The organism is Novosphingobium sp. ERN07 (assembly GCF_012641335.1).
GTDB lineage: Bacteria > Pseudomonadota > Alphaproteobacteria > Sphingomonadales > Sphingomonadaceae > Novosphingobium.
Genome location: NZ_JABAID010000012.1, coordinates 1 through 24,986 on the forward strand (window position 1 = coordinate 1; position 24,986 = coordinate 24,986).

22 protein-coding genes are annotated in these 24,986 nt (G+C 63.3%); 9 read left to right on the forward strand and 13 right to left on the reverse strand.

All coding sequences use genetic code 11. The features are described 5' to 3' along the window. Window positions 1–148: 148 nt before the first annotated feature. A complete protein-coding gene (gene clpB / locus HGI47_RS15045; protein WP_168853592.1) occupies window positions 149–2,728 on the reverse strand; it encodes an ATP-dependent chaperone ClpB in 2,580 nt (859 codons plus the stop codon). 215 nt (window positions 2,729–2,943) lie between these two features. Next, a complete protein-coding gene (locus HGI47_RS15050) occupies window positions 2,944–4,563 on the reverse strand; it encodes a M28 family metallopeptidase (RefSeq protein WP_168853593.1) in 1,620 nt (539 codons plus the stop codon). Window positions 4,564–4,770: 207 nt separating this feature from the next. On the opposite strand from HGI47_RS15050, the gene HGI47_RS15055 reads away from it, so the two are divergent. Together HGI47_RS15055 and HGI47_RS15060 are read left to right on the forward strand one after the other, a co-directional pair. Beyond that, entirely contained in the window at window positions 4,771–7,629 is a 2,859-nt protein-coding gene (locus HGI47_RS15055; protein WP_168853594.1) for a pitrilysin family protein, read from the forward strand. Window positions 7,630–7,831: 202 nt separating this feature from the next. Further along, window positions 7,832–8,128 (forward strand): hypothetical protein, encoded by a 297-nt coding sequence (locus HGI47_RS15060; protein WP_168853595.1) that lies wholly within the window; start codon window positions 7,832–7,834, stop codon window positions 8,126–8,128. A gap of 59 nt (window positions 8,129–8,187) precedes the next feature. Here HGI47_RS15060 and HGI47_RS15065 read toward each other — a convergent pair whose 3' ends face one another. The 7 genes from HGI47_RS15065 to rpsU form a co-directional block, all read right to left on the reverse strand. Continuing rightward, window positions 8,188–9,072, reverse strand: a complete 885-nt coding sequence (locus HGI47_RS15065) for a hypothetical protein (RefSeq protein ID WP_168853596.1) — start codon at window positions 9,070–9,072, stop codon at window positions 8,188–8,190. Continuing rightward, complete coding sequence (locus tag HGI47_RS15070; protein ID WP_168853597.1) at window positions 9,069–9,656, reverse strand: hypothetical protein; 588 nt, start codon at window positions 9,654–9,656, stop codon at window positions 9,069–9,071. Before HGI47_RS15070 ends, HGI47_RS15065 begins: the two co-directional genes overlap by 4 nt. 103 nt (window positions 9,657–9,759) lie before the next feature. Beyond that, complete coding sequence (gene gatB / locus HGI47_RS15075; RefSeq protein WP_168853598.1) at window positions 9,760–11,253, reverse strand: Asp-tRNA(Asn)/Glu-tRNA(Gln) amidotransferase subunit GatB; 1,494 nt, start codon at window positions 11,251–11,253, stop codon at window positions 9,760–9,762. Window position 11,254: 1 nt separating this feature from the next. Further along, window positions 11,255–12,739, reverse strand: a complete 1,485-nt coding sequence (gene gatA / locus HGI47_RS15080) for an Asp-tRNA(Asn)/Glu-tRNA(Gln) amidotransferase subunit GatA (protein WP_168853599.1) — start codon at window positions 12,737–12,739, stop codon at window positions 11,255–11,257. Next, the gene (gene gatC / locus HGI47_RS15085) at window positions 12,739–13,041 is read right to left on the reverse strand and encodes an Asp-tRNA(Asn)/Glu-tRNA(Gln) amidotransferase subunit GatC (protein ID WP_168853600.1); all 303 of its coding nucleotides are present in this window, start codon (window positions 13,039–13,041) and stop codon (window positions 12,739–12,741) included. Before gatC ends, gatA begins: the two co-directional genes overlap by 1 nt. Window positions 13,042–13,143: 102 nt before the next feature. Further along, window positions 13,144–13,716: an FKBP-type peptidyl-prolyl cis-trans isomerase gene (locus tag HGI47_RS15090; protein WP_168853601.1), complete on the reverse strand. Its 573-nt coding sequence runs from the start codon at window positions 13,714–13,716 to the stop codon at window positions 13,144–13,146. A gap of 156 nt (window positions 13,717–13,872) precedes the next feature. Then, on the reverse strand, window positions 13,873–14,079 hold the full coding sequence (gene rpsU, locus HGI47_RS15095; RefSeq protein WP_011446475.1) for a 30S ribosomal protein S21: 207 nt from the start codon (window positions 14,077–14,079) through the stop codon (window positions 13,873–13,875). Window positions 14,080–14,265: 186 nt separating this feature from the next. On the opposite strand from rpsU, the gene crcB reads away from it, so the two are divergent. Genes crcB through HGI47_RS15125 form a run of 6 tightly spaced genes read left to right on the forward strand, consistent with a single transcriptional unit; the run spans window position 14,266 to window position 18,208 of the window. Further along, complete coding sequence (gene crcB / locus HGI47_RS15100; RefSeq protein WP_206066223.1) at window positions 14,266–14,664, forward strand: fluoride efflux transporter CrcB; 399 nt, start codon at window positions 14,266–14,268, stop codon at window positions 14,662–14,664. Then, window positions 14,661–16,040: an RluA family pseudouridine synthase gene (locus HGI47_RS15105; protein WP_168853602.1), complete on the forward strand. Its 1,380-nt coding sequence runs from the start codon at window positions 14,661–14,663 to the stop codon at window positions 16,038–16,040. The genes crcB and HGI47_RS15105 overlap by 4 nt, the downstream gene beginning before the upstream one ends. Beyond that, window positions 16,040–16,642 (forward strand): FMN-binding negative transcriptional regulator, encoded by a 603-nt coding sequence (locus HGI47_RS15110; protein WP_168853603.1) that lies wholly within the window; start codon window positions 16,040–16,042, stop codon window positions 16,640–16,642. The genes HGI47_RS15105 and HGI47_RS15110 overlap by 1 nt, the downstream gene beginning before the upstream one ends. Further along, window positions 16,639–17,295 carry an HAD-IA family hydrolase gene (locus HGI47_RS15115; protein WP_168853604.1) on the forward strand — a complete coding sequence of 219 codons (657 nt, stop codon included), beginning with the start codon at window positions 16,639–16,641 and terminating at the stop codon, window positions 17,293–17,295. The genes HGI47_RS15110 and HGI47_RS15115 overlap by 4 nt, the downstream gene beginning before the upstream one ends. Then, a complete protein-coding gene (locus HGI47_RS15120; protein ID WP_168853605.1) occupies window positions 17,292–17,516 on the forward strand; it encodes a hypothetical protein in 225 nt (74 codons plus the stop codon). The genes HGI47_RS15115 and HGI47_RS15120 overlap by 4 nt, the downstream gene beginning before the upstream one ends. Then, window positions 17,513–18,208, forward strand: coding sequence for an ATP12 family chaperone protein (locus tag HGI47_RS15125; protein ID WP_168853606.1), 696 nt, complete (start codon window positions 17,513–17,515; stop codon window positions 18,206–18,208). The genes HGI47_RS15120 and HGI47_RS15125 overlap by 4 nt, the downstream gene beginning before the upstream one ends. A gap of 121 nt (window positions 18,209–18,329) precedes the next feature. On the opposite strand, the gene HGI47_RS15130 is transcribed toward HGI47_RS15125, so the two are convergent. The 4 genes from HGI47_RS15130 to HGI47_RS15145 are packed head-to-tail and all read right to left on the reverse strand — an operon-like array spanning window position 18,330 to window position 21,845. Beyond that, a complete protein-coding gene (locus HGI47_RS15130) occupies window positions 18,330–18,902 on the reverse strand; it encodes an ABC-type transport auxiliary lipoprotein family protein (protein ID WP_168853607.1) in 573 nt (190 codons plus the stop codon). Between the two features lie 13 nt (window positions 18,903–18,915). Further along, window positions 18,916–19,875: an MlaD family protein gene (locus HGI47_RS15135; protein WP_168853608.1), complete on the reverse strand. Its 960-nt coding sequence runs from the start codon at window positions 19,873–19,875 to the stop codon at window positions 18,916–18,918. Between the two features lie 9 nt (window positions 19,876–19,884). After that, window positions 19,885–20,727: an ABC transporter ATP-binding protein gene (locus HGI47_RS15140; protein ID WP_240950216.1), complete on the reverse strand. Its 843-nt coding sequence runs from the start codon at window positions 20,725–20,727 to the stop codon at window positions 19,885–19,887. Continuing rightward, on the reverse strand, window positions 20,727–21,845 hold the full coding sequence (locus HGI47_RS15145) for an ABC transporter permease (protein WP_168853710.1): 1,119 nt from the start codon (window positions 21,843–21,845) through the stop codon (window positions 20,727–20,729). The genes HGI47_RS15140 and HGI47_RS15145 overlap by 1 nt, the downstream gene beginning before the upstream one ends. Window positions 21,846–21,973: 128 nt before the next feature. Between HGI47_RS15145 and HGI47_RS15150 the strand changes: the two genes are divergently transcribed. Further along, window positions 21,974–24,874, forward strand: coding sequence for a valine--tRNA ligase (locus tag HGI47_RS15150; protein ID WP_168853609.1), 2,901 nt, complete (start codon window positions 21,974–21,976; stop codon window positions 24,872–24,874). Window positions 24,875–24,986 lie beyond the last annotated feature (112 nt).

The window sequence follows — 24,986 nt, forward strand, 5'->3', positions numbered from 1 at the left end:
GATACGCGCTCTCGCCCGCGCGCCACGCACGGCGCCGCGCCGATCGCGCGACTTGTTTGCGATTTCCCAAGGCGTAACCGTCCGCACTCGCCAGCGGATGCAGCGTAGCGTCATGCAAAAAGGGGCCACCGCAGCAGCCCCTCTCCGTTCACTCCACCACGAAGCTCAGCGCGCCATCACCCTCGTCGATGCGCACAGTGCTGCCATCCGGCACTTCGCCGCCCAGCAGCTTCTCCGCCAACGGGTCCTGCAGATACCGCTGCACCGCCCGCTTCAAAGGCCGCGCGCCATAGACCGGATCGTAGCCGACCCGGCCCAGCCAGCGCTTTGCCGCATCGGTCAGGTCCAGCACGATCTTGCGATCTTTCAGCAGCTTGGCCACCCGCGCCACCTGAATGTCCACGATCGGGGCCATGTGCTCCTGACCTAGCCTATGGAACAGGATGATCTCGTCCAAGCGGTTCAGGAACTCCGGCCGGAAGTGGCCGCGCACCACATCCATCACCTGCGGCTCCACGGTGCCCACGTCCTGCCCCTCTTCCAGATTGGCGAGGTATTGGCTGCCGAGGTTGCTGGTCAGGATGATCAGCGTGTTGGTGAAGTCCACCACGCGGCCCTGCCCATCGGTCAGGCGTCCATCGTCGAGAACCTGCAACAGCACGTTGAACACGTCGGAGTGCGCCTTCTCCACCTCGTCGAACAGCACGACCTGATAGGGCCGCCTGCGCACCGCTTCGGTAAGAACACCACCTTCATCATAACCAACATAGCCCGGAGGCGCGCCGATCAACCGGCTTACGGAATGCTTCTCCATGAACTCGGACATGTCGATGCGGACCATCGCATTGTCGTCGTCGAACAGGAAGCCCGCCAACGCCTTGGTCAGTTCGGTCTTGCCCACGCCCGTCGGGCCAAGGAACAGGAAGCTGCCCAGCGGACGGTTCGGGTCTTGCAAGCCAGCACGCGCACGGCGCACCGCCTTGGACACGGCCAGCACCGCGTCCTTCTGTCCGATCACGCGCTTGCCCAGCACCTCTTCCATCTTGAGCAGCTTCTCGCGCTCGCCTTCCATCATTCGGTCAACCGGCACCCCGGTCCATTTGCTGACAACGGCGGCGATGTCGTCGGCGGTCACTTCCTCGCGCAGCATCGCGTTCGCGCTCACGCCCTGCGCCTCGGCAAGCTGCCGCTCCAGATCGGGAATGCGGCCATAGGCAAGCTCCCCGGCCTTCGCCAGGTCGCCATTGCGCTGCGCCACGTCCAGCTCGCTGCGCGCCGCATCGAGCGCTTCTTTGACCTTGCCCTCGGCGGCAATCTTGTCGCGCTCGTTCTGCCAGCGCGTCGTCAGCTCCGCCGATTGCTGCTCAAGGTTCGCCAGTTCCTCGCGCAAGGTCGCCAGCCGGTCCTTCGACGCGGTGTCGGTCTCCTTCGAAAGCGCCATCTCCTCGATCTTCATCTGGATGATGCGCCGGTCGAGTTTCTCGATCTCCTCGGGCTTGCTTTCCACTTCCATGCGGATGCGGCTCGCTGCCTCGTCCATCAGGTCGATGGCCTTGTCGGGCAGGAAGCGGTCGGAGATGTAGCGGTTGGACAGGGTTGCGGCCGCGACGATCGCATTGTCGGCAATGCGCACGCCGTGGTGCAGTTCGTACTTGTCCTTGATGCCGCGCAGGATGCTGATCGTGTCCTCTACGGTCGGTTCGCCCACGAACACAGGCTGGAACCGCCGCTGGAGCGCAGGGTCTTTCTCGACGTACTTCTGGTACTCATCCAGCGTCGTCGCGCCGATGCAGTGCAGTTCGCCACGCGCCAGCGCGGGCTTGAGCAGGTTGCCCGCATCCATCGCGCCTTCCGATTTACCCGCGCCGATCAGCGTGTGCATCTCGTCGATGAACAGGATGATCTGCCCCTCGGCGCCCTTCACCTCGTCAAGCACGGCTTTCAACCGTTCCTCGAACTCGCCGCGATACTTTGCGCCCGCGATCAGGCTGCCCATGTCGAGCGCCATCAGCGTGCGGTCCCGCAGCGAATCCGGCACGTCGCCATTTGCGATGCGCAGCGCAAGGCCTTCGGCAATCGCGGTCTTGCCCACGCCAGGTTCACCGATCAGCGCCGGATTGTTCTTGGTGCGGCGGGCAAGGATCTGCACGGTGCGGCGGATTTCCTCGTCGCGGCCAATAACAGGATCGAGCTTGCCCTCACGCGCCGCCTCGGTCAGATCGCGAGCATATTTCTTCATCGCGTCATAGGCATTTTCCGCGCTGGCGCTGTCCGCCGTTCGCCCGCCGCGAAGCTGCGTGATCGCAGCTTCCAGCGCCTGCGGCGTCACGTTGGCCGCCTTCAATGCCTGCCCGGCAGACGTTGCAGAGGCCAGCGTAAGCGCCACCAGCATCCGCTCCACGGTAACGAAACTGTCGTTCGATTTCGCCGCAATCTGCTCAGCCGAATCCAGCACGCGCACGGCGTCGTTGTCCAGACCGGGCGTCTGTTGCGCGCCCGAACCTGAAACAGCGGCGATCTTCGCCAGCGCCTTGTCCACTTCGGTCTGCGCCAAAGCAGCATTGCCGCCCGCGCGCTGGATCAGCCCGCTGGCCATGCCTTCGCTGTCTTCCAGCAAGGCTTTCAGAATATGGTCCGGCGTGATCCGCTGATGGTTCATGCGGATCGCCACGGTCTGCGCGGCTTGCAGAAAGCCCTTGGCGCGGTCGGTGAATTTTTCGAGGTTCATGGTGTTGAACGTCCTCCTGTTGCGCCAGACATGGTGTGGCTTTTTCGCAACACAAGGGCTGCGCCGACGAAAAAGCTACGACCTTCGACTAGGGTCGTTCCTTGATGGAACGCAATGCGCATTGCCGACCTCCAACCCCTCCCGCCTGCGGGAGGGGAGCGAGACTTACTGAACGCAGTGAAGTTAGTCGCAGCGGGGTGGGCTTTGGCGCAACGTCACTTCCCTGGATCAGCCGCCTTCGCCGCTCCCGGCGCAAACTCCTTGCCGAAGAAGCTGCCCGCATACCACTTGGGCCGCTCATCCGCGTTCGCCAGCGCCTGCACGGTGTAGTAGTTCACCTTGGCGAACAGTGCGCCTGCCTCCCAGTCAAACGGCAGCTTCATGTCGTCGCTGGGTTTGTGGTAGTGATCCTTCAGGAAATCGCGGAAGGCCTTTTCGCCCGGCCCGGCAAAGCCCGTCATCATGAACACGGCGGGCACGCCCTGCTGCACGAAGCGGTAGTGATCGGAGCGGGTGAACAGCCCCTCTTCCGGCATCGGATCGGGCGAAAGCGTCAGCCCGGCCTTCTTCGCAGCTTCGGCCACTGCCGGCCCCATCGTCGAATTTTCGGCACCAAACGCCACCACATCGCTGAACTTGTAGGTCAGGACCGGCATGTCGAAGTTGACGAGGCCGACTACTTCACCCTTCACCACCGGATTGCGCGCCAGATAGTCTGACCCGATCAGCCCGCCCTCTTCGCCCGTCAGCGCCGCGAAAAGCACCGAGCGGCGGGGTTTGTCCTGCGCCACCGCACGCGCCACTTCCAGCATCGTCGCCACGCCCGAAGCGTTGTCCATCGCGCCGTTGAACAGCTTGTCATCACCCTTGCCGTGATCGCCAATGTGATCGAGATGCGCGGTCATGCCCACGAATTCGGCGCTGAGTTTCGGATCGCTCCCCGGCAGCATGGCAACCACGTTTTCGCTCGTCACGTCCTTCCACGCGCTGGCGAACGCAAGGCTGGCTTTCGCTTTCAGATCAAAGCCCTTTGGCCGCCCGCCCTTGCGCTCCGCCTCGGCCAGAACTTTGGCCAGTGGCTTGCCCGCAGCGGCAAAGAGCGGCGCGGCGGCATCGGGGTTCAGCGTAACCGACCCCTTGATCGCGCTCGCCCGGCTGAACGCCTTGCCATCGGTGCCGACCCAGCCCTTGGCCGGACCATCAGAAATCTCCACGCGGCGCGGCCACGGGCGGCGGGCGGTGTCTTCGGTCGTCGGCACGGCGATCACCGCCACCGCGCCGCGTTTCATCGCCATCACCGCCTTTTCGGAATTGAGATGCGCGCCCAGTTCGCTCGGCGTGCCTTTGGGAAAGCCCGTCAACACGACCACGATCTTGCCCTTCACATTCAGGCCCTTGTAATCGTCAAAGCCCAGATCGGGGCGGTCGAAGCCGAAGCCTGCAAAAACCAGCGGCGCTTCCACCGCCACCGCCTTGTCGGTCAGGCTTGGCCGCACCAGAACTTGGGTGGTGTCAGACAGCACCTTTTCCTTGCCGCCGAATGTCAGTGCCAGCTTGGGCGTTCCATCAAGCCGCGCTTCACGCACGGTCAGCTTTTGGAAGAACGTGCCATCGGGCGCTGCGGGTTTCAGCGCCATCGCGATGAACTGCGACGCCACATAATTTGCCGCGATATCATAACCGCGTGTGCCAGTGTCGCGCCCTTCCAGCAGATCGTCGGCAAGGAACGTCACATGCGCACGCACAGCCTGCGCGTTGAAAACCGGTTCCTGCGCAAAGGCAGGCGCGGCGGTCGAAGCCAGCAGGGCGGTGGAAAGGAACAGCTTGACGTTCATCGGGTTCTCTCTGTCGTTCGTCGAAAGGAATTGAGCGGCACCTGCCCGATGGGCACGCGCCCCTTGCACGCGCGATCATGGGCACTAGAAAGTTACCAATCAAACCAAATCTGGGGCACGCCATTCGGGCCACGTTCAGGCCGAACCCGCTCTGGATTTACGGAACAACGGCAGCTTTCCTGCCAGACTGACAACATCGGGAATTCCATGCAGCGCAAAATCACCGCCAGCCTGATCGCTCTTTCCGCCGCAACCGCGCTTTCCGCCCCGACATTCGCGCAAGAGGCAAAGCCCGCGCCGCTCTCCGATCTGGTGTCGAAGGTCCAGATTCCCTACGAAAGCTTCAAGCTGGACAACGGGCTGACCGTGCTGGTCCACACCGATCGCAAGGCTCCGGTGGTGGCGGTATCGATCTGGTACGGCGTGGGGTCCAAGAACGAACCCAAGGGCAAAACCGGATTTGCCCACCTCTTCGAACACCTGATGTTCAACGGCACCGAAAACGTGCCGGGCGATTTCTTCACGCCACTGCAGCAGGTTGGTGCGACCGATGTGAACGGCACGACGTGGTTCGATCGCACCAACTATTTCGAAACGGTGCCCACCGCCGCGCTCGACATGGTGCTGATGATGGAATCGGACCGCATGGGCCACCTGCTGGGCGCGGTGACGCAGAAGGTGCTCGATAACCAGCGCGCGGTGGTGCAGAACGAAAAACGGCAGGGGGACAACAACCCCTATGGCATGGTCGAATACGAACAGCTCGAAAACCTCTACCCTACCGGGCACCCCTATCATCACTCCACCATCGGTTCGATGGCAGACCTCGATTCGGCCAGCCTTGACGATGTGAAGGGCTGGTTCAACGATCACTATGGCCCGAACAATTCGGTCCTCGTGCTGGCGGGCGATATCGATGCCGCCACCGCAAAGGCCAAGGTTGCCAAGTGGTTTGGCGATATCAAGCCCGGCCCGGCGGTAAAGCCGGTCAGCGCCCCGGTGCCCACCCTGCCCGCACCATTGGCCAAGACGATCAAGGATCAGGTTGCCACCACGCGCATCTATCGCATGTGGGCGATCCCCGGCCTCGACAATTCCGATTACCTGCCGCTGGAACTGGCAGGATCGGTGCTGGGCGGGCTGGCCTCGTCGCGGCTCGACGATGCGCTGGTGCGCCAGCAGAAGGTTGCCGTATCGGTTTCCGCCGATGCGGAAGTCTTTGCCCAAGCCGCGCAGTTCGTGGTCAAGGCAGATGTGACGCCGGGGCAAGATCCGGCCAAGGTCGCCGCCGCGCTGGACGCTGAAATCGCCAAGTTCATCAAGGAAGGGCCGAGCGCCGACGAACTGCAGCGTGCCGCCACGACCGAGACCGCAAACCAGATTCGCGGGCTGGAACGCACCGGCGGCTTTAATGGCAAGGCCCCGACGCTGGCCGAGGGCCTGCTCTACAACGGCGACGCCGCCCATTACCGCACGGAGCTGGAACGCATCGCCGCGATGAAGCCTGCCGATGTCCAGGGCGCAATGGCCAAGTGGCTGACCCGCCCGGCCTTTGCGCTGACGGTGGAACCCGGTGAGCGGACCGAAGGCGGCGAAGGGCGCGGCGGCTACTACACCGACAACGCCACCGGAATGCGCCCGGCGTTCTATGCCGATCCGGCCATGCCAATGAAGGGCGCGCCGTCCTCCACCGTGGGCGCGGCGGACCGTTCTAAGCTGCCTGCGGTGGGCGAACTTGCCCCGCTCGATTTCCCCGCGATCCAGCGCGCCACGCTGAAGAACGGCATCCCGGTCTATTTCGCCAAGCGCAGCGAAGTGCCGACCGTCTCGGTCCGCGTCAGCTTCGATGCGGGCTATGCCGCCGATCCCAAATCGGCACTGGGCACGCAGTCCCTGCTGCTCAGCCTGATGAACGAAGGCACTGAAAAGCTCGACAGTTCGGCGCTGGCGCGCGAACGCGAACGGCTGGGGGCGAATATCGCGCTGTCGGCGAACAGCGACATGACCTCGTTCCAGCTTGATGCGCTGTCGCCCAACCTTGCCCCTTCGCTGGGCCTGCTGGCCGATGTGGTGCGCCGCCCCGCGCTCAGCCCCGCCGAGCTGGAGCGCGTCCGCACGCAGCAGCTTACCGCGATTTCGGCGGAGATGAAGGACCCGCAGGCGCTGGCCACCCGCGTGCTGGTGCCCACGCTCTATGGCAGCCATCCTTATGCTTTCCCGTCGAGCGGGCTGGGCGATGCCGAGGTGGTGAAGAAGCTGACCCGCGACGATCTGCGCGCTTTCCACGCGCGCTGGTTCCGCCCGGATACGGCGAAGATCTTCGTCGTGGGCGACACCACGCTGGATGCGGTGGTGAAGATGCTGGACGACAGCTTCGGCAACTGGCCATCGAACCGCATGGCGCGCCCGGTGAAGGATTTTTCCACCGCGATCCCCACACAGAAGGCCCGCGTCATTCTGGTGGACCGCCCCGGATCGCCGCAGTCCTACATCATGGCAGGCAAGGTCATCGACACCAAGGGGACCGACGATAACGTGGCGCTGGGCACCGCTAACGACATCCTTGGCGGCAACTTCCTTGGCCGCATCAACATGAACCTGCGCGAGGCCAAGGGCTGGACCTATGGCGCCTACAACGGCGTAACCGAGCCGCTGGATCGCGCGCGCTTTCAGGTGATCGCCCCTGTCCAGACCGACCGCACGGGCGATTCGCTGGTCGAAATCAAGCGCGAGATCGACGAATATGGCACGACCAAGGGCGTGACAGCGGAAGAACTCGACTGGTCAACCAAGGGCAGCGCCCGCGAACTGCCCGGCATGTTCGAAACCAGCGCCACCGTACTGGATGGCATGGCCAAGATCGTGAACTTCAAGCGCGCAGACGATTTCTACGAAACGCTTGGCGCACGCTATGGGAAGATGACGGTGGCCGACGTGGACAAGGCGTTCCGGTCAAAGATCAACAGCGACGGCATGGTCTGGGTCGTTGTGGGCGATGCCGCCAAGGTGAAGCCGCAGCTTGCCGAGTTCGGCCTGCCGGTGGAAGACGTGGCCGCGCCGAAGTGATGCGCGCTCTCCCCCTCCTCTGAAGAGGAGGGGGCTTCACCTCACCAATTTCGTCATTCCCGCGCAGGCGGGAATCCAGCGCGCAACCGTTGTAACTGGATTCCCGCCTGCGCGGGAATGACGAAGGTATGGCGGCAACCCGCCTTGCTATTGACATGTTTGTAGATAAACTACCCCCACCACTCACAATGGGAGAGCATCCATGTCAGTCGCAGGCACGTACACTTGCGTAACCCGCACCCCGATGGGCGATCAGACCAGCACGTTTACTGTCAACGTCGATGGTGACAGCTTCACCGGCAGCAACGCCGGGCAGATGGGATCGATGGAGGTCGAGAACGGCAAGGTCGATGGCAACACGCTGACCTGGCAGATGAAAATGACCGTGCCGATGCCGATGACGCTCGATTGCACCGCCACCGTCGATGGCGACAAGCTGGACGGCAAGGTGACGGCGGGCATGTTCGGCACCTTCCCGATGGAAGGCACGCGCGCCTGATTTTGGGCTTCGAATGATAAAAGGGGGAGTAGGCCGAACGCCTGCTCCCCCTTTTTGTATCAGCGTGCCGCAGGTGTAGTGGCAGCGGCCTGAACGGTCAGGTCCACCACCTTGTCTCGGTCATAGCGCATCACGCCTTCGATCGGCATTACGCGATCGACTTCCAGCCCAAACCAGTTGGGCATCCGGTCCACCGGTGTGAAGCGCGCCGCCACGACCATATCGGCAGGGACGCGCGGGTCGCTGAACGCAGCGGGCGCGAAGGCAAGCGATGTAGTGCCTTCGGGAAGTTCGAGCGAGTTTTTCGCCCGCGTTTCCTTCGGGCCGCGCAGGGATTCGATCCACGGCAGGCGCATCTTGCCAAGCGAGGTGATCTTGCCCGCATCGGCCTTGAACGCCACGGTGCCAAGGCACGCGCAAATCCCGCCGGCAACGCCCATCATCACGCTGCCATAGAACACGTAATCGCCGGGTTCGACTTCCTGCAAATAAGTCGATGCGCCGCCTTCGGCCTTCGCAACGCGGTTTTGCGGACCGATGTAGACGGGGTGAACCTGTTCATAGCGCGGCCATGAGAAGTTTGCCTCGGTCGGTTCCTGCGGCTCGGTCGGGCGCTTGACCGAAGGGGGCGACTTGGCAAACACCGCCATTTCGCGTTCCCAGCTCGCGTGCTTCTTGACCCACTTTTCGTGTTCCTTGGCCAGTTCCTCGGCACGCTTGGTGGCGTGTTTGGCGGCCTCTTCAGCGTTCGGGCGCTTCATCAGCAGCGGGTTGACCTGATAGTCCCCCTGCACCGCGATATAGGCCTTGGCAGGGTTCAGCACGACCTGCGGCTTATCGGCCACGGCCTTGTTTTCCCACTTCTCCTTGTCGTCTGCCGCGTGGGCCGCGAACGGCACGAGGGCGAATGCGCTGATCAGCGCCAGAGCGTTCGAAATCTTCACAGGCCCAGATCCTTTCCTGCCGGGACGGGGCCAGACGCCACCTTGGCTTGTTGGGCCAGCAGCTTCTGCCGCTCGGCCTCTTTCACGCCATCAAGCCCTTCCTCGAAATTGAACGGCTCCCACTTTTCCTTGGCAAGCCCGAAGCGGCCATAACCCTTGTAGTGCATACATTTGCGCATGTTCACGCGGCGCAGGCGGCGCTTTTCGGATGAACCGAAGATCGCGCTCATCATCGCGTTGGCGATCAGACCGCCCGCCGCACCTGCCATCGTGTAGGTATAGGGATAGGGCGCGTCCTGATAGCGATAGCCCGAATCCAGACCGCGCGCCAGATTATCGCATTCGCGGATATCGGTCAGCGCATCGGCAAACGATGTCTCTGCGCGATTGAACACGTAATACTTGTCGAAGTCTTCTTCGATCAGCGGCGTTGGCGTGAATGCCAGATCGGGCATCGGCACGCTGGCCGGGTCCGGGATCGCGGTCATCACATCGTCGGCGGTGGCTTTCGCGGCGTCCTGCGCACGCGCAACCCCGCTTGCCGCCAGCGCGGCACAGGCCAGAACGGCCAGCGTTTGCTTCATATAGGCACCCCCTCGCCACGCTGCATGGTGCAGACGTGACGGGAGATTACCTAACCAGCGGCGCAAGCCCCGGCAAGATGGTCTTACGCGGCGACCTGTGAATTCAGGACAGCTTCTTCTTCAGCAGTTCGTTGACCACGCCGGGGTTGGCCTTGCCCTGCATGGCTTTCATCGTCTGGCCGACGAAGAAGCCGAACAGGGCTTCCTTGCCGCCCTTATACTGTTCCACCTTGTCCGCATTGGCGGCGAGGATGCCGTCGATGGCAGCTTCGATGGCGCCGGTGTCTGACGTCTGCTTCAGGCCTTCGCGTTCGACGATGGCGGCAGCGCCGTCACCCGTCTCCAGCATCTTTTCCAGCACCTGCTTGGCGATGGAGCCGGAGATCGTGCCATCGGCAATCAGCGCCAGCAGTTCAGCGCCCGCTGCCGGGCTGACCGGCGAATTGTCCAGCCCCTTGCCCAGCTTGTTCAGCGCACCGAACAGTTCGGAGATCAGCCAGTTGGCGGCTTGCTTGGCCACCTCTGCCTCCGGCTTCTTCGCCTTCGCTGCGGTTTCGGCCAGCAGCGCTTCGAACCAGCGCGCGGTTTCCACGTCCGCCGTCAGCACGCCTGCGTTGTAGGCCGAAAGGCCCAGCGCGATTTCATAGCGCGTGCGCTTGGCATCGGGCAGTTCCGGCAGGCTCGCGCGGCATTCCTCCAGGAAAGCGTCGTCCAGTTCCAGCGGCAGCAGATCAGGATCGGGGAAGTAGCGGTAATCGTGCGCATCTTCCTTCGACCGCATCGAGCGCGTTTCGTTGCGATCAGGATCGTAGAGGCGCGTTTCCTGCACCACTGTGCCGCCATCTTCGATCAATGCGACCTGACGCTTGGCTTCCTGTTCGACCACGGCCATCACGAAGCGGACCGAGTTGACGTTCTTGGTCTCGGTGCGGGTGCCGAATTCATCGCCCGGCTTGCGGACCGAGACGTTGACGTCCGCCCGCATCGATCCCTGATCCATGTTGCCATCGCACGAGCCGACGAAGCGCAGGATCGTGCGCAGCTTTGAAAGATAGGCCCCCGCCTCTGCCGGAGAGCGCATGTCCGGGCGGCTGACGATTTCCATCAGCGCCACGCCCGACCGGTTGAGGTCGACATAGGACATGGTGGGGTGCTGATCGTGCATCAGCTTGCCCGCGTCCTGCTCCACATGGATGCGCTCGATCCCGATGGTCTTCACGCTATCGGGGTTCTTGTCATCAAGCTGGATGTCGATAGCGCCTTCGCCCACGATGGGGTGATAGAGTTGGCTGATCTGGTAGCCCTGCGGAAGATCGGCGTAGAAGTAGTTCTTGCGGTCGAACCGGCTCCACTTGTTGATCTGCGCATTGATCGCCATGCCGGTGCGCACGGCCTGCCGGATGCACTCGCGGTTGGGCACCGGCAGCATCCCCGGCATTGCCGCATCGACAAGGCTGACCTGCGTATTCGGCTCCGCCCCGAACGCGGTGGCCGCGCCGGAAAACAGCTTGGCATTGGTGGTGATCTGCGCATGAACTTCAAGGCCGATCACGACCTCCCATTCACCAGTTGCGCCCTGAATACGATATTCGCTCATCTTACCACCACTTTGCCGGACGGGCGGAGAACTGTGCGCGCTGTTCGAGCGCGAGGCTGGCGTTGAGGACGCCCTGTTCGTCAAATGCCTTGCCGATGACTTGCAAGCCTAATGGCAAACCATTGCGGTCCAGCCCTGCCGGGACGGACATGGCGGGCAGACCGGCGAGGCTGGCGGGCACCGAGAACACGTCGTTCAGGTACATCTCCAGCGGATCGGCGCTCTTTTCGCCCAGCGCGAAAGCCGAGGACGGCGCGGTGGGGACGAGGATCACGTCAACCTGCTGGAACGCCTCAGTAAAATCGCGCGCGATCAGCGTGCGGACCTTCTGCGCCTGCGTGTAATACGCATCATAGAAGCCTGCCGAGAGCACATAGGTGCCGATCATGATGCGGCGCTTTACTTCCGGGCCGAACCCGGCAGCGCGGGTGGCAGCGTACATGTCCTGCAGCCCTGCGCCATCGGGCAGATCGCGCAAGCCGTAGCGCACGCCATCGTAGCGGGCGAGGTTCGAGGATGCCTCTGCCGGGGCGATGATGTAATACGTCGGCAGCGCATACTTGGTGTGCGGTAGGCTGATTTCGACGATTTCTGCACCCGCATCCTTGAGCCATGCGATGCCATCGTCCCACGACTTGGCCACGTCGGCGTCCATGCCATCCAGCCGGTATTCGCGCGGGATGCCGACCTTCTTGCCCTTCATGTCGGCGTTGAGGCCTGCGGTCCATTCGGGCACCGACAGGTTGAGGCTGGTCGAATCCTTGGGATCGAACCCGGCCATCGCTTCGAGCATGATCGCGCAGTCGGTCACATCGCGGGCCATCGGGCCTGCCTGATCGAGCGACGAGGCGAAAGCGACCACGCCCCAGCGCGAGCAGCGGCCATAAGTCGGCTTGATGCCCGAAATGCCGGTGAAGGCGGCGGGCTGGCGGATCGAACCGCCGGTGTCGGTGCCGGTGGCGGCAGGTGCGATGCGCGCTGCCACGGCAGAGGACGAACCGCCCGACGAGCCGCCGGGGGCCAGTGGCGCGGTGTCATTCGGACGCCGCCAGGGGGAGATCACGTTGCCGAAAGCGCTGGTTTCGTTCGAGGAGCCCATTGCGAACTGATCGAGGTTCAGCTTGCCCAGCATCCCCGCGCCCGCATCCCACAGCTTCTGCGAAACGGTGGATTCGTACTGCGGCTTGAAACCTTCGAGGATTTTCGATGCGGCGGTCGTCTGCGTGCCGTGGGTGGCGAACAAGTCCTTCATGCCGATGGGGACGCCCGCCATCGTGCCAAGCGCCTTTCCAGCGGCGCGGTCCGCATCGACCTTTGCCGCAGCTTCCAGCGCCTTTTCGGGCGTGGTGACGATGAAGGCGTTCAGCGCGGGCTGCGCCGCTGCAACCGCCGCGTTGAATGCGGTGGCGACTTCGGTGGCGGTGAAATCGCCCTTGGCCACGCCATCGCGGATGGCGGCAATGCCGAGATCAGTAAGCTGGGTCATTATTCGATCACCTTGGGCACGCCGAAGAAGCCATGTTCGGGCGCGGGCGCATTGGCCAGCACCGCATCGCGGATATCGCCGCCGGTCAGCGGATCGGCGTTCACCACGTCATCGCGCAGGCGCTGGGTGTTGGGGATGACGGCGGTCATCGGTTCGACGCCGGTCACATCGACTTCGCCCAGTTGTTCGACCCAGGCGAGGATGCCGTTCAGTTCGGGAACCATCGCGGTCAGGTCGGCCTCGGTCACCTTGATGCGGGCCAGCGAGGCGATCTTGGCCACGGTGGCGGTATCTACGGACATGGCGGATACTCTTCACGGGAGAAAAAGGAACGCCGCGCGCTACCAGAGCGCACGGCGTGCTTCAAGCCGAGGCGGGACCACAAGGCCCCTGCCCGGCAGATATCAGGGTTGCTGTGCGCCCGGCATCGGAGGCATCGGCATACCGCCGGGAGCCGCACCGGCTCCACCAGCGCCGCCCTGCATCTTCTGCATCTGTTCGAGCATCATGCGCTGCTGTTCCAGTTCAGCCGCGCTCTTGTAATCGATCAGTTCGATTTCGAACACGAGATCGGAATTGGCGGGAATGACCACTTCGCCAGTCTGCGGGTTGCGCTTTTCGTCTGCGCCGTAGGCCTTCTCCGCCGGGATTTCGAGGACGTACTTGCCGCCCTTCTGCATCTTCGACAGGCCTTCGGAGAAGCCGGGGATCACCGTTTCGAGCGGCAGCACCGCGCGTTCACCGCGATCGAACTCCTTGCCGCTGGCCAGACGGCCGACATAGTTGATCAGCGCAACGTCGGCCTTGGTGGGCGAACCGCCGGTGCCGGCCTTGACCGTTTCGATCTCGATCCCCTGATAGCGCGTGGCATAGGCAACGCCTGACCCCAGCACGACAGCGGCGATAACGCCAAGCCAGATCTTGCCGACCGAGCCTTTGGCAACCGGCTGAAGCGGAACGCGGGTGATTTCCGACATGCTTTACCCCCTGAAGCGCGATTCGCCCGAATCGCGCCGGATGATTCGAATGACTGAGCCGTGCCCAAGGAAAAGGGCGCCGATTTCGGCGCCCTCCTTGGCCCATAAGGGCGCTAACGGCAAGTAGCCAGATGGAGCCTTGCGGCCCCGATCAGCTTACTTCGCGCCGTCACGCTCCTGGCGCTTGCGCTCAAGCTTGCGGGCGCGGCGAACGGCAGCAGCCTTTTCACGAGCGCGCTTTTCCGAGGGCTTTTCGAAGTGGCGACGCAGCTTCATTTCGCGATAGACGCCTTCACGCTGCAGCTTCTTCTTCAGCGCGCGAAGAGCTTGGTCAACGTTGTTATCGCGAACGAGAATCTGCATAAACCGCTACACCTCAAACTGTCGGCAAGAGCCCGCAAAATCAGCGGGAGTTGCCCTGATTCTGGAAATACAAAACGCGCCGAATCCGTACAGGACCGGCCCGAACGGGAGCGCCACTAGCCAAATCGGGCAGCAAAGGCAAGCAAAGTCGTGCATTTCCCGGCCCAAGTGTTTAAGGGGCGGCAGATGAACTCTCCCAATACCCTGACGGCAACCGCCATCGTCGCCATTGGCGGCGGCATCGGCGCTATGCTGCGTTATCATGCGGGGCGCGCGGTTACGTCCGTTGCCGGTCCCAATGCGGTGTTTCCGTGGCACACTTTCCTGATCAATGTGGCGGGCAGCCTGCTGATGGGCCTGCTGGCCGGATGGCTGGCGCGCGAAGGCGGCGGCGAATCGCTGCGCCTGCTGCTGGGCGTCGGCGTGCTGGGCGGCTTTACCACCTTCTCTGCCTTCAGCCTTGAAACGGCCATGCTGATGCAGCGCGGCCTTTATGGCATGGCAGGAGCCTATGCGCTGGGTTCGGTGCTGGCAGGCGTGGCCGGGCTGTTCCTTGGTCTTTCATTGATGCGAGGTGCGGCATGAAGGCTCCTCGCAAGGGACAGGGCGCGCTGTCCGACGTCAACGTGCGCCAGTTCACCATCGGCAAGGATGATGAAGGCGCGCGGCTGGACCGCTGGTTCAAGCGGCACCTGCCGCAAGTGGGCTTTGCCACCGTATCGCGCTGGGCGCGCACCGGGCAGATCCGGCTGGATGGCAAGCGTGCCGATGTGGATACGCGGCTGGAAGCGGGGCAAACCCTGCGCGTACCGCCGGGCAATGCCACGCCGGTCGGCACCCCCGGCAAGGGCGAGCGTCCGCGCGCGCCATTGACCGAAGAGCAGATCGAGCTGGCCGAATCGATGGTGCTGGAGAAAGACCGCGCCGCAATCGTGCTGAACAAGCCGCCCGGCCTTGCCACACAGGGCGGCAGTGGCACCTATGAACATGTCGATGGACTGCTGGATGCCTATGCCGCCGATGGCGGTCCGCGTCCCCGTCTGGTTCACCGGTTGGACAAGGACACTTCGGGCGTTTTGCTGATCGCCCGCACGCCGGGCAGCGCAGCGTTCTTTTCCAAGCACTTTTCCGGCCGCTCGGCGCGCAAGATCTATTGGGCGTTGGTGGTGGGCGTACCCGATGTGAAGGACGGCCTGATCGAACTGCCGCTGGCCAAGCAGCCGGGCACCGGTGGCGAGAAGATGATGGTGGACGAAAGCGGACAGGGCCAGACCGCCCGCAGCCGCTATCGCGTGATCAGCCGCGCAGGCAATGCGGCAGCATGGGTGGAACTGCAGCCGCTGACCGGGCGCACGCACCAGTTGCGCGTGCACATGGCAGCCATCGGCCATCCCATCGTGGGAGATGGCAAGTATGGCGGGCAGGCAGCGTTCCTGACTGGCACGATCAGCCGCAAGATGCACCTGCACGCCCGCCGCTTGCGCATCGAGCATCCCGAAGGCGATCTGATCGATGTGACGGCGCCCCTGCCCTCGCACTTCGAAGCGAGCATGGCCAGCCTTGGCTTCCATGAAGAAGACGGCGATCTGGAAATCGATCCGATCAAGCCGATCCCCGAAAAGACCATGCAGAAGCGTGCGGCCAAGGCCCATGCCAAGGAATACCGCAAGGAACGCCGGGGCGAACGGCGCAAACGCGCCGATGGCGAGAAAGGCGCTGGCAGCGCGGGCCGCAAGCCTACAGGCAAGCGTGCCGGTCCGACCAAGGCTCCTGCCAAGCCGGGGCCGAAGCCTGCAGGCAAGCCTGACGCGAAGGCAGCGGCACGACCTGCCAAGCCCGCCGGAGTTCGCTTTGGAGCCGCACGCGGGTCCGAGGCGCGCAATGCCGAGGCGCGGTCCACCGGCGGCAGGGCCTCTGCCCGCAAGCCCGGCACCGGTGCTCCCAAGGGCAAGCCGCGCTGATGCACCCCAACCCGGCGTTCCGTCATGACGACCGCGCGCTGCTGGAAGCGCTGATCGGCGAGATCGGCTTCGGGATGGTCTTCGCGACCGTCCCTGATGGCCCGCGCGTGGCGCATGTGCCGCTGCTGTCCACTGGAGACGGCGCGGTGCAGTTTCACCTCGCGCGGGGCAATGCGCTGACCAAGCACCTTGACGGGATGATGGCCCTTGCCGTCCTCAACGGGCCCGACGGCTACGTATCCCCGCGCTGGTATGCCGATGCGGCGCAAGTGCCGACGTGGAACTACGTGACGCTGGAACTCGAAGGACGGGTGCGGCAGATGGACCAGGAAGGCCTGCTCGGACTGCTCGAAGCCTCATCCAGCCATTACGAAGGGCGCATTTCCGAAGGCACCCCGTGGACGATGGACAAGATGCCCCACGACACGCTGCGCCGGATGATGGGCGGTATCGTAGGCTTCGAAATGGAAGTGCTGGCGTGGCGGCCTACCTTCAAGCTATCGCAGAACAAGAGTGCCGACGAGCGAGCCCGCGTGGCGGCGGGGCAGGAGGCCCAAGGCTCTCCTGCGATTGCCGAACTGATGCGGAGGCTGGTGCCGTGAAACTTGCGATCTTCGATTGCGACGGCACGCTGGTGGACAGCCAGGCCGATATCTGCGCGGCGATGGATGCGGCGTTCACCGCCGCCGGGCTGATCCCGCCAGAACGCCATGCCACACGCCGCGTCGTGGGCCTTTCGCTGCACGAGGCGATGCGCCAGTTGCACCCGCAGGGCGAGCATCGCGATCACGCCAGCCTGACCGAGCTTTACAAGGACGCCTTCCGCGCGCGGCGGGCAGCGGGTGCCGTGGGCGAACCGCTGTATGAAGGCATCGCCACGCTGGTGGCTGACCTTGCCACCGAGGGCTGGCAACTGGCAGTGGCGACGGGCAAATCGGACAAGGGACTGGCCCACTGCCTCGCCTCGCACGGGCTGACGAAGCACTTCGTGTCATTGCAGACGGCGGACCGGCATCCATCAAAGCCCGATCCGTCGATGATCGAACAGTGCATTGCCGACGCAGGCGCGGACCGGCTGCGCACGGTGATGATCGGCGATACCGTCTATGACATCCACATGGCGGTGAACGCGGGCGTCAAGGGCATCGGCGTGGACTGGGGCTATCACGAAAGCGACGAACTGATCGAAGCCGGGGCGCAGGCCGTGGCGACGAGCATGGCCGAACTGCGCGCGCTGCTGGGAGCCATTGCATGAGCGATCCGGCGGCCGGACGGTTCTTCGCCTTGCAGGCGGTGCGGCTTTCGGGCGCAATCATGGTGCTGCTGGGCGTGATGATCGGGACGGGGCGTGCGCCTTCGTTCCTTGGCAGCGTGCCGCAGGAAGTGGGTTTTGTGCTGGCCGTGCTGGGCATGGCTGAATTCTTTTACGTGCCGCGCCTGCTCGCGCGGAAATGGCGGACGCCGGACGGACAATGAAGCGGTTTTACAAGCATGTAACGGTCGAGGCGGCAGATAGCGGCTTCGGGGTGCGGCTCGATGGGCGAGCGATCAAATCGGTGGGCGGCAGGCCGCAAGTGGTGCCGACACATGCGCTGGCCGAAGCGCTGGCAGCGGAATGGGCTGAACAGGGGGAGGAGATTGATCCCACCCGCTTCCTCTATCGCGACATGGCAGACTACGCTCTGGACGTGGTGGCGCGAGACCCAGCGGGCGTGATTGGCGAAATCCTGCCTTACGCCGAAACCGATACGCTGTGCTATCGCGCCGAACCGGACGAGGCTTTTGCCAAGCGGCAACGCCTGATGTGGGAACCTTTGCTGACGGATGCTGAAACACGGCTGGGCGTAAGGTTCGTGCGCGTTTCTGGCATCATCCACAAGCCACAGCCGCCCGAAACGCTGGCGCGATTGCAGGCGAAACTGGACCGGCTGAACCCGTTCGAACTGGCAGCCCTGCGCAACACGGCCAGCCTTGCCGCATCGCTGGTGATCGGGCTGGCCGCGCTCATGCCGGGGGTTGACCTCGACGCGCTGTGGGACGCGGCAAATCTGGAAGAAGACTGGCAGGCCGAGCTTTGGGGCAAGGACGAAGAGGCGCTGGACCGGCGTGAAAAGCGCTCTGCTGCTTTTGCGGCGGCGGCGCGGTTTGCGGGAATGGCGCGAAGTTAGTCACCTACAAACCACTGCACCCCCGCGAAGGCGGGGGCCTCGGTGTTGTCACAGAACATCAGTGTTAACCGACTGAGGCCCCCGCCTTCGCGGGGGTGCAGTGATTATCGGGTTGAGGGGTCTACTCCACCCAGTCAGCCACCTGCTTGGCTACGGCATTGGCCGCTTCATTCAGCGCAGGGCCAACGTATTGCGCTTCCGCTTCGGCCACGGGCACGGTGCTTTCGAAGCGCTTCGTTTCGATCTTTCCGCCTGCTTCCTTGATCGCATCGAGCCGCACCACCGCCATGCGGCTGCGCGCGTCATAGCCGATGTCGAGCAGGCGACCCGAAAGGTGCTGGCTGCTGGCACCCGGCTCGCCCTCGATCACCAGACGGCTGCCACGCGCGCGGATCGTTTCAGCCAGCAGGCGCTGGAACAGACGCGAGGGGCGTTCGATCCACATCGTCTTCTTCAGGTACGCCACATTGGCATCGTCGATCTGCACCGGCACGCGCGTAACCGAAAGGCGCGCCTCGGCGGCAGGTTCCATCACCACCAGCGCATTGCCGATCGTGCCAATCGTGCCGCTGCCAACAGCGGGCGCGGCAGTGGGGGTGAGCGACAGCAGCGTTTCGGGCACCTTCGGGCCAAGGCTGACGCAGCCGGACAGGCTGGCGACACAGGCGGCGGCGATCATTGTGTTGCGGATCATGGTCATCGCCTCATCAATCCTTGTAATCAGGCAGCTTCGGACCGCCGACAAAACCGCCGATCCCGCGATCATTCAAACGGTCGGTTACTTCACGCAAGGACCGCGTGGTGGCCTGCAGGTCGCGAATGGCGGCTTCGGCAGCAGGCAGCGTACGTTCGTTCAATTGGCGGGCGGCGGGACGCGCCTCACCCAGAGTGCCCTGCAATTCATCCGCCGCGCCTTGCGCCGATTTCAGCGTCTTGCGCAGTTGCTGCGCCAGCCCGTTGCCTTCGTCGTTGAGCATCGAATCTGCCGAGTTCGTCAGCTTCTCGAACGCAGCCAGCGAGTAGCTCGCCTGACGCAGCGTGGCCTGCAATTCGGCCAGTGTGCGCTTCACATCAGGCGAGGCGTCGGCGAGGTTGCCTGAAAGCCTGTCAGTGTTGGCGAGAATGTTCTCGATCGACTTCTGGTTCTTGTCAGACAGAACCATCGTCAACCGTTCCGTCAGCGTGGCAAGCCGTTCGAGCAGGAGCGGCGCGTTGGACAGGATTTCACCCAAGCCAGAGCGCTTGGTCGGTATTACGGGCACGCCTTCGGGGCAGGTCAGGCGCTTGTTTTCTTTCGGGCATTCAATCGGTGGAGCGCCCTTGTGGGCACCGGTAAGCTGAATCGTGGAAACGCCGGTAAAGCTGCCCTGCACGCTGGCGGTCGTCCCCACGAGGATCGGCACCTTCTTGTCGACGGCAATGCGCACGCGCACGAATTCGGGATCGCGCTCCCACAATTCGATGTTCTTCACCTGCCCCGAGGGCACGCCGGAGAACGAAACTTCCGATCCCTTTGCCAGGCCATCGACCGATTGCTTGAAGAAGATGTCGTATTCGTTCAGCTCGCCCTGGTTGAGCCGGGCGATCCAGACGGTGAGCAGGGCGGTGGCCGCCAGCAAGGCCAGTGTGACGAGGCCTACCCAGATATGGTTTGCGCGCGTTTCCATTGCCTGTCCTTATGCCTCATCCGCGCCGGCCTGCGAAGGCGCGTCTGCGGAAATGCGTGTCTTGACCGCTGCGTGCCGCTCTTGCGCGTCCTGCGCCGCGCGGCCACGCGGGCCATTGAAGTATTCCTGTATCCACGGATGGTCGAGCGCGAGCAGTTCGGGAATCGTGCCCACCGCGATCACTTTCTTGTCCGCGATCACGGCCACGCGGTCGCAAATCTCGTAAAGCGTATCGAGATCGTGGGTGATCAGGAATACCGTGAGATCAAGCGTCTGCTGCAATTGCAGGATCAACTGGTCGAAGGCCGCCGCACCGATCGGGTCCAGTCCGGCAGTGGGCTCATCCAGAAACAGCAGTTCGGGATCGAGTGCCAGCGCGCGGGCCAAGCCGGCGCGCTTTTTCATGCCGCCCGAAAGCTCTGACGGATACTTGCTCGTCGCCTCGGCAGGCAGGCCCGACAGCAGAACCTTGTAGCGCGCGATTTCGTGGCGAAGATCGTCGCTGATTTCGGGGTAGAATTCGCGCAGCGGCACTTCGACATTTTCCGCAACGGTCAGCGTCGAGAACAGCGCGCCGCCCTGAAACAGCACGCCCCAGCGGCTGCGGATGTCGATATCGGAATCGTCCTGCGCATCGGTGATCGTATCGCCCAGCACGTCCACTTCGCCCGCGTCGGGGATCTGCAGCCCGATGATCGTGCGCATCAGCACCGATTTGCCCGTGCCCGATCCGCCCACGACGCCAAGGATTTCACCTTTGCGCACGTCAAGGTCGAGGCCGTCGTGGATCACGTGCGAACCGAAGACGTTGCGCAAGCCGCGCACCCGGATGGGGAATTGCGCCTTCTCCATCAGCCCCACCCGATTTCGGTGAAGAACACCGCAAAGAAGGCGTCGAGCACGATGACGGTAAAGATTGCCATGACCACTGCTGCGGTCGTTCGCGTGCCGACTTCCTCGGCATTGTTCTTCACCTGCATCCCCTGATAGCAGCCCGCCAGCGCCACGATCAGGCCGAACACGGGCGCTTTGGTAATGCCCACCCACACGTCGTGCAGCGGTACCACTTCCTGAATGCGCGCAAGGAAGGTGAAAAACGGGATGCCCAGCGTGATGCTGGAGAGAAAAGCGCCGCCGATAATGCCGATAAACGCTGAATAGAAGCCGAGCAGCGGCATCATGAGCATAGTGGCAAGCAGGCGCGGCAGAACCAACGCTTCCATTGGCGAAACGCCGATGGTGCGCATGGCATCGACCTCTTCGGTCAGCTTCATCGTGCCAAGCTGCGCGGCGAAGGCCGAGCCAGACCGACCCGCGACCATGATCGCGGTCATCAACACGCCCAATTCGCGCAAAGTGAGGCGACCGACGAGGTTGACTGTGTAGATTTCGGCCCCGAACTGGCGCAACTGCACTGCGCCCTGTTGGGCGATGACGATGCCCACCAAGAAGCTCATCAACCCGATGATGGCGAGCGAATTGACGCCGACCAGTTCCATCTGGTGCACCAGCGCCTTCATGCGGAAGCGGCCCGGATGGCGGATCAGCGTGCCGGATGACTGGATGACCTGCCCGATGAAGCCGAGAACCTGCAGCGCGCCCTTGCCGAGCCCGATCATCACCTCGCCCACGTGGGCGGGGACGCGGCGCAGCAGCGGCAGGCGCGGGGCGCGCACGTTTTCAGCGTTGGTATCGGCCTTGCTGATGGCATCGACCAGCTTTTGCGCGGATTCGCTGCAACCGGTGATCTTCGCATCGTGATCGCGCGAAAGCCGCCACACCGTCCATGCGCCGACGGTATCCATGCGGGTGACACCCGACAGATCGATTTCCGCGATGGATTCGCTCAAATCACGCAGCCGCGCATCGGTGCGCCCCAGCGAGGATACGGTCATCGGCCCGCTAAACGCGAGCTTCGAGGCCCCCTCCCCGGTGGCGGGCACAATGGTGAAATCGGTCAGTTCCCGCATCTTGCCCGCTTCATGGGGTATTTGGTCCAAGGCGACAAGTGCATCACGTGCGCTGTAACGGTGGAACCGTGTCTACGGTTCCCCGCGGCGCTTGCAGGCAGGCGCGCGGGATGGCAAGGCGCTGCGCCATGACCGAGCAGAATGCAAACGAACTGGCCAAGACCTTCGAACCCGCCGGGATCGAGGCCAAATGGTATGCCCATTGGGAAAACAACAGCCTGTTCCGCCCCGAACGGCCCGATGCCCAGCCCTATACCATCGTCAACCCGCCGCCCAACGTAACTGGCTCCCTCCACATTGGCCACGCGCTCGACAACACATTGCAGGACGTGGTGATCCGCTATGAACGCCTGCGCGGCAAGGATGCGCTGTGGGTGGTGGGCACCGACCATGCGGGCATCGCCACGCAGATGGTGGTCGAACGCCAGATGGAAGCGCGGCAGGACAAGCGCACCAACTACACGCGCGAGCAGTTCGTGGACAAGGTGTGGGAGTGGAAGCACGAAAGCGGCGGCACGATCACCGGCCAGCTTCGGCGTCTGGGCTGCTCGATGGACTGGTCGCGCGAGCAGTTCACGATGGACCCGCATTTCACCAAGGCCGTGGTGAAGGTCTTCGTCGACCTTTATAACCAAGGCTTGATCTACCGCGACAAGCGGCTGGTGAACTGGGACCCCAAGCTGAAGACCGCGATTTCCGACCTTGAGGTGGAAACGCGCGAGATGCAGGGCGGCTTCTGGCACTTCAAGTATCCGCTGGCCGATGGCGTGACCCGCGACGATGGGCTGGATTACATCGAGGTCGCCACCACGCGCCCCGAAACAATGCTGGCCGATATGTGCGTGGCGGTGCATCCTGAGGATGAACGCTACAAGAGCGTGATCGGCAAGGATATCCTGCAACCGCTGACCGGGCGCCGGTTCAAGGTGGTGGCCGACGAACACGCCGACCCGGAACTGGGCAGCGGCGCGGTAAAGATCACGCCGGGACACGATTTCAACGACTTCGAAGTGGGCAAGCGCGCCGGGATCAAGGCGGCGGACATGCTCAACATGTTCGATGCCGAAGCCAAGGTGGTGCAGACCGCTGACGGGCTGGTGCCCGCCGAGTTCATCGGCATGGATCGCTTCGACGCACGCAAGCTGGTTGTCGAGCGGATGAAGGAACAGGGCTTCCTGATCCCGCACGTGACCAAGGACAAGGAAGGCAACGAGGTTCTGCACGACGCCGAACCGCGCACCATCCAGACGCCGTTCGGCGACCGCGGCGGCGTGGTGATCGAACCGTGGCTGACCGACCAGTGGTATGTCGATGCCGAAACGCTGGCCCAGCCTGCGATTGCGGCGGTGCGGTCGGGCGATATCGAGATCGTCCCGAAGACATGGGAAAAGACGTTCTTCAACTGGATGGAGAACATCCAGCCTTGGTGCGTGAGCCGCCAGCTTTGGTGGGGGCATCGGATTCCGGCTTGGTATGGGCCGCGCGCATTCGCTGCTGACGAAAAGCTCTCACCGAATTTTCCAGATTTATCCTACTCAATCTCCCAAGAATTTGCGACCGCTAACTCGGTTTCTTTGGATGACGCAGCATTCGTCTTTGAGTCTGAGGACGAGGCAATCAAGGCTGCGAAAGCCTACTACAAAGAAAAGCTTGGTCGAGATGTTGGCGTAGTCCTTTGTGAGAATAAAGTCGAAGCAACTCATTTAGCGCTTTACGAGATTGAGGACGGCGAGAACGTCGTCGCTATCTGGCGAGACGGAGACGTCCTCGACACTTGGTTCTCCTCCGCGCTGTGGCCCTTCGCCACGCTCGGCTGGCCGGATGAAAACGCCCCGCTGCTGAAGAAGCACTATCCCAACGACCTGCTCGTCTCGGGCTTCGACATCCTGTTCTTCTGGGATGCGCGCATGGCGATGCAGGGGCTGCACTTCATGAAGGAAGTGCCCTGGAAGAAGCTCTACCTCCACGGCCTCGTCCGCGCGGCGGATGGCGCGAAGATGAGCAAGTCGAAGGGCAACGTGGTTGATCCGCTGGGCCTGATCGACAAGTACGGGGCCGATGCGCTGCGCTTCTTCATGTGCGCGATGGAGAGCCAGGGCCGCGATGTGAAGATGGATGAGCGCCGCGTCGAAGGCTATCGCAACTTCGCCACGAAGCTGTGGAACGCCGCGCGTTTCTGCCAGAGCAATGGCATCACCGGCAGCACGTCGGTCGCCGCGCCTGCAGCCACATCGGCGGTGAACAAGTGGATCATCGGCGAGGTCGTGGAAACCGTCGCCGCGCTCGATCAGGCAATGACCGACCTGCGCTTCGATGCGGCGGCGAACACCGTCTATCACTTCGTGTGGGACCAGTTCTGCGACTGGTACATCGAACTGATCAAGGGCAACTTCGATGCCGAAACCAAGGCCGTGGCTGGCTGGGTGCTCGACCAGATTCTGGTGATGCTGCATCCGTTCATGCCTTTCGTGACCGAAGAGCTTTGGCACGCTCTTGGCGATCGGGATGACGAACTGATCGTGGCGGCGTGGCCGAAGCCGGAAGCAGCGGTCGATCCGGCGGCCAAGCGCGAAGTCGAATGGCTGATTACGCTGGTTTCGAACCTGCGCACCGCCAAGAACGAACTCGGCATTTCGCCGGGGGCGAAGCTGGACGCCTACCTGCCCGAACCTTCGGCGCAGACACGCGGCATCATCGAAGCGAACCCCGCTGCCATCGAACGTCTGGCGCGGCTCAACGGTATCCGCTTTGAAGCAGCGCCCGCAGGCGCGGCAATGCAGGTGGGTGCTGGCGATGCCAACATCGTCGTGCCGCTCGAAGGCGTGATTGACATCGCCGCCGAAAAGTCCCGTTTGGAGAAGGCGCTGGCGGTTTCGCAGAAGGAAGCGAAGTCTTTGGAAGGGCGCTTGAGCAATCCTTCGTTCGTCGAAAAGGCCAAGCCCGAAGCGGTCGAGAAGGCCCGCGCCGATCACGCCCTGCACGCTGCCGAGGCCGAACGTCTGGCGGCGGCGCTGGCACGGTTGGGGTGATCTTCAGCGGCACTTTGCTTCCCCTCCTTTTCAAAGGAAGGGATCGAGGGGTGGTTTTGACCCGCAGGGTCACTTCTGCGCGCCACCACCCCCAAACCCCCTCCTCTGAAGA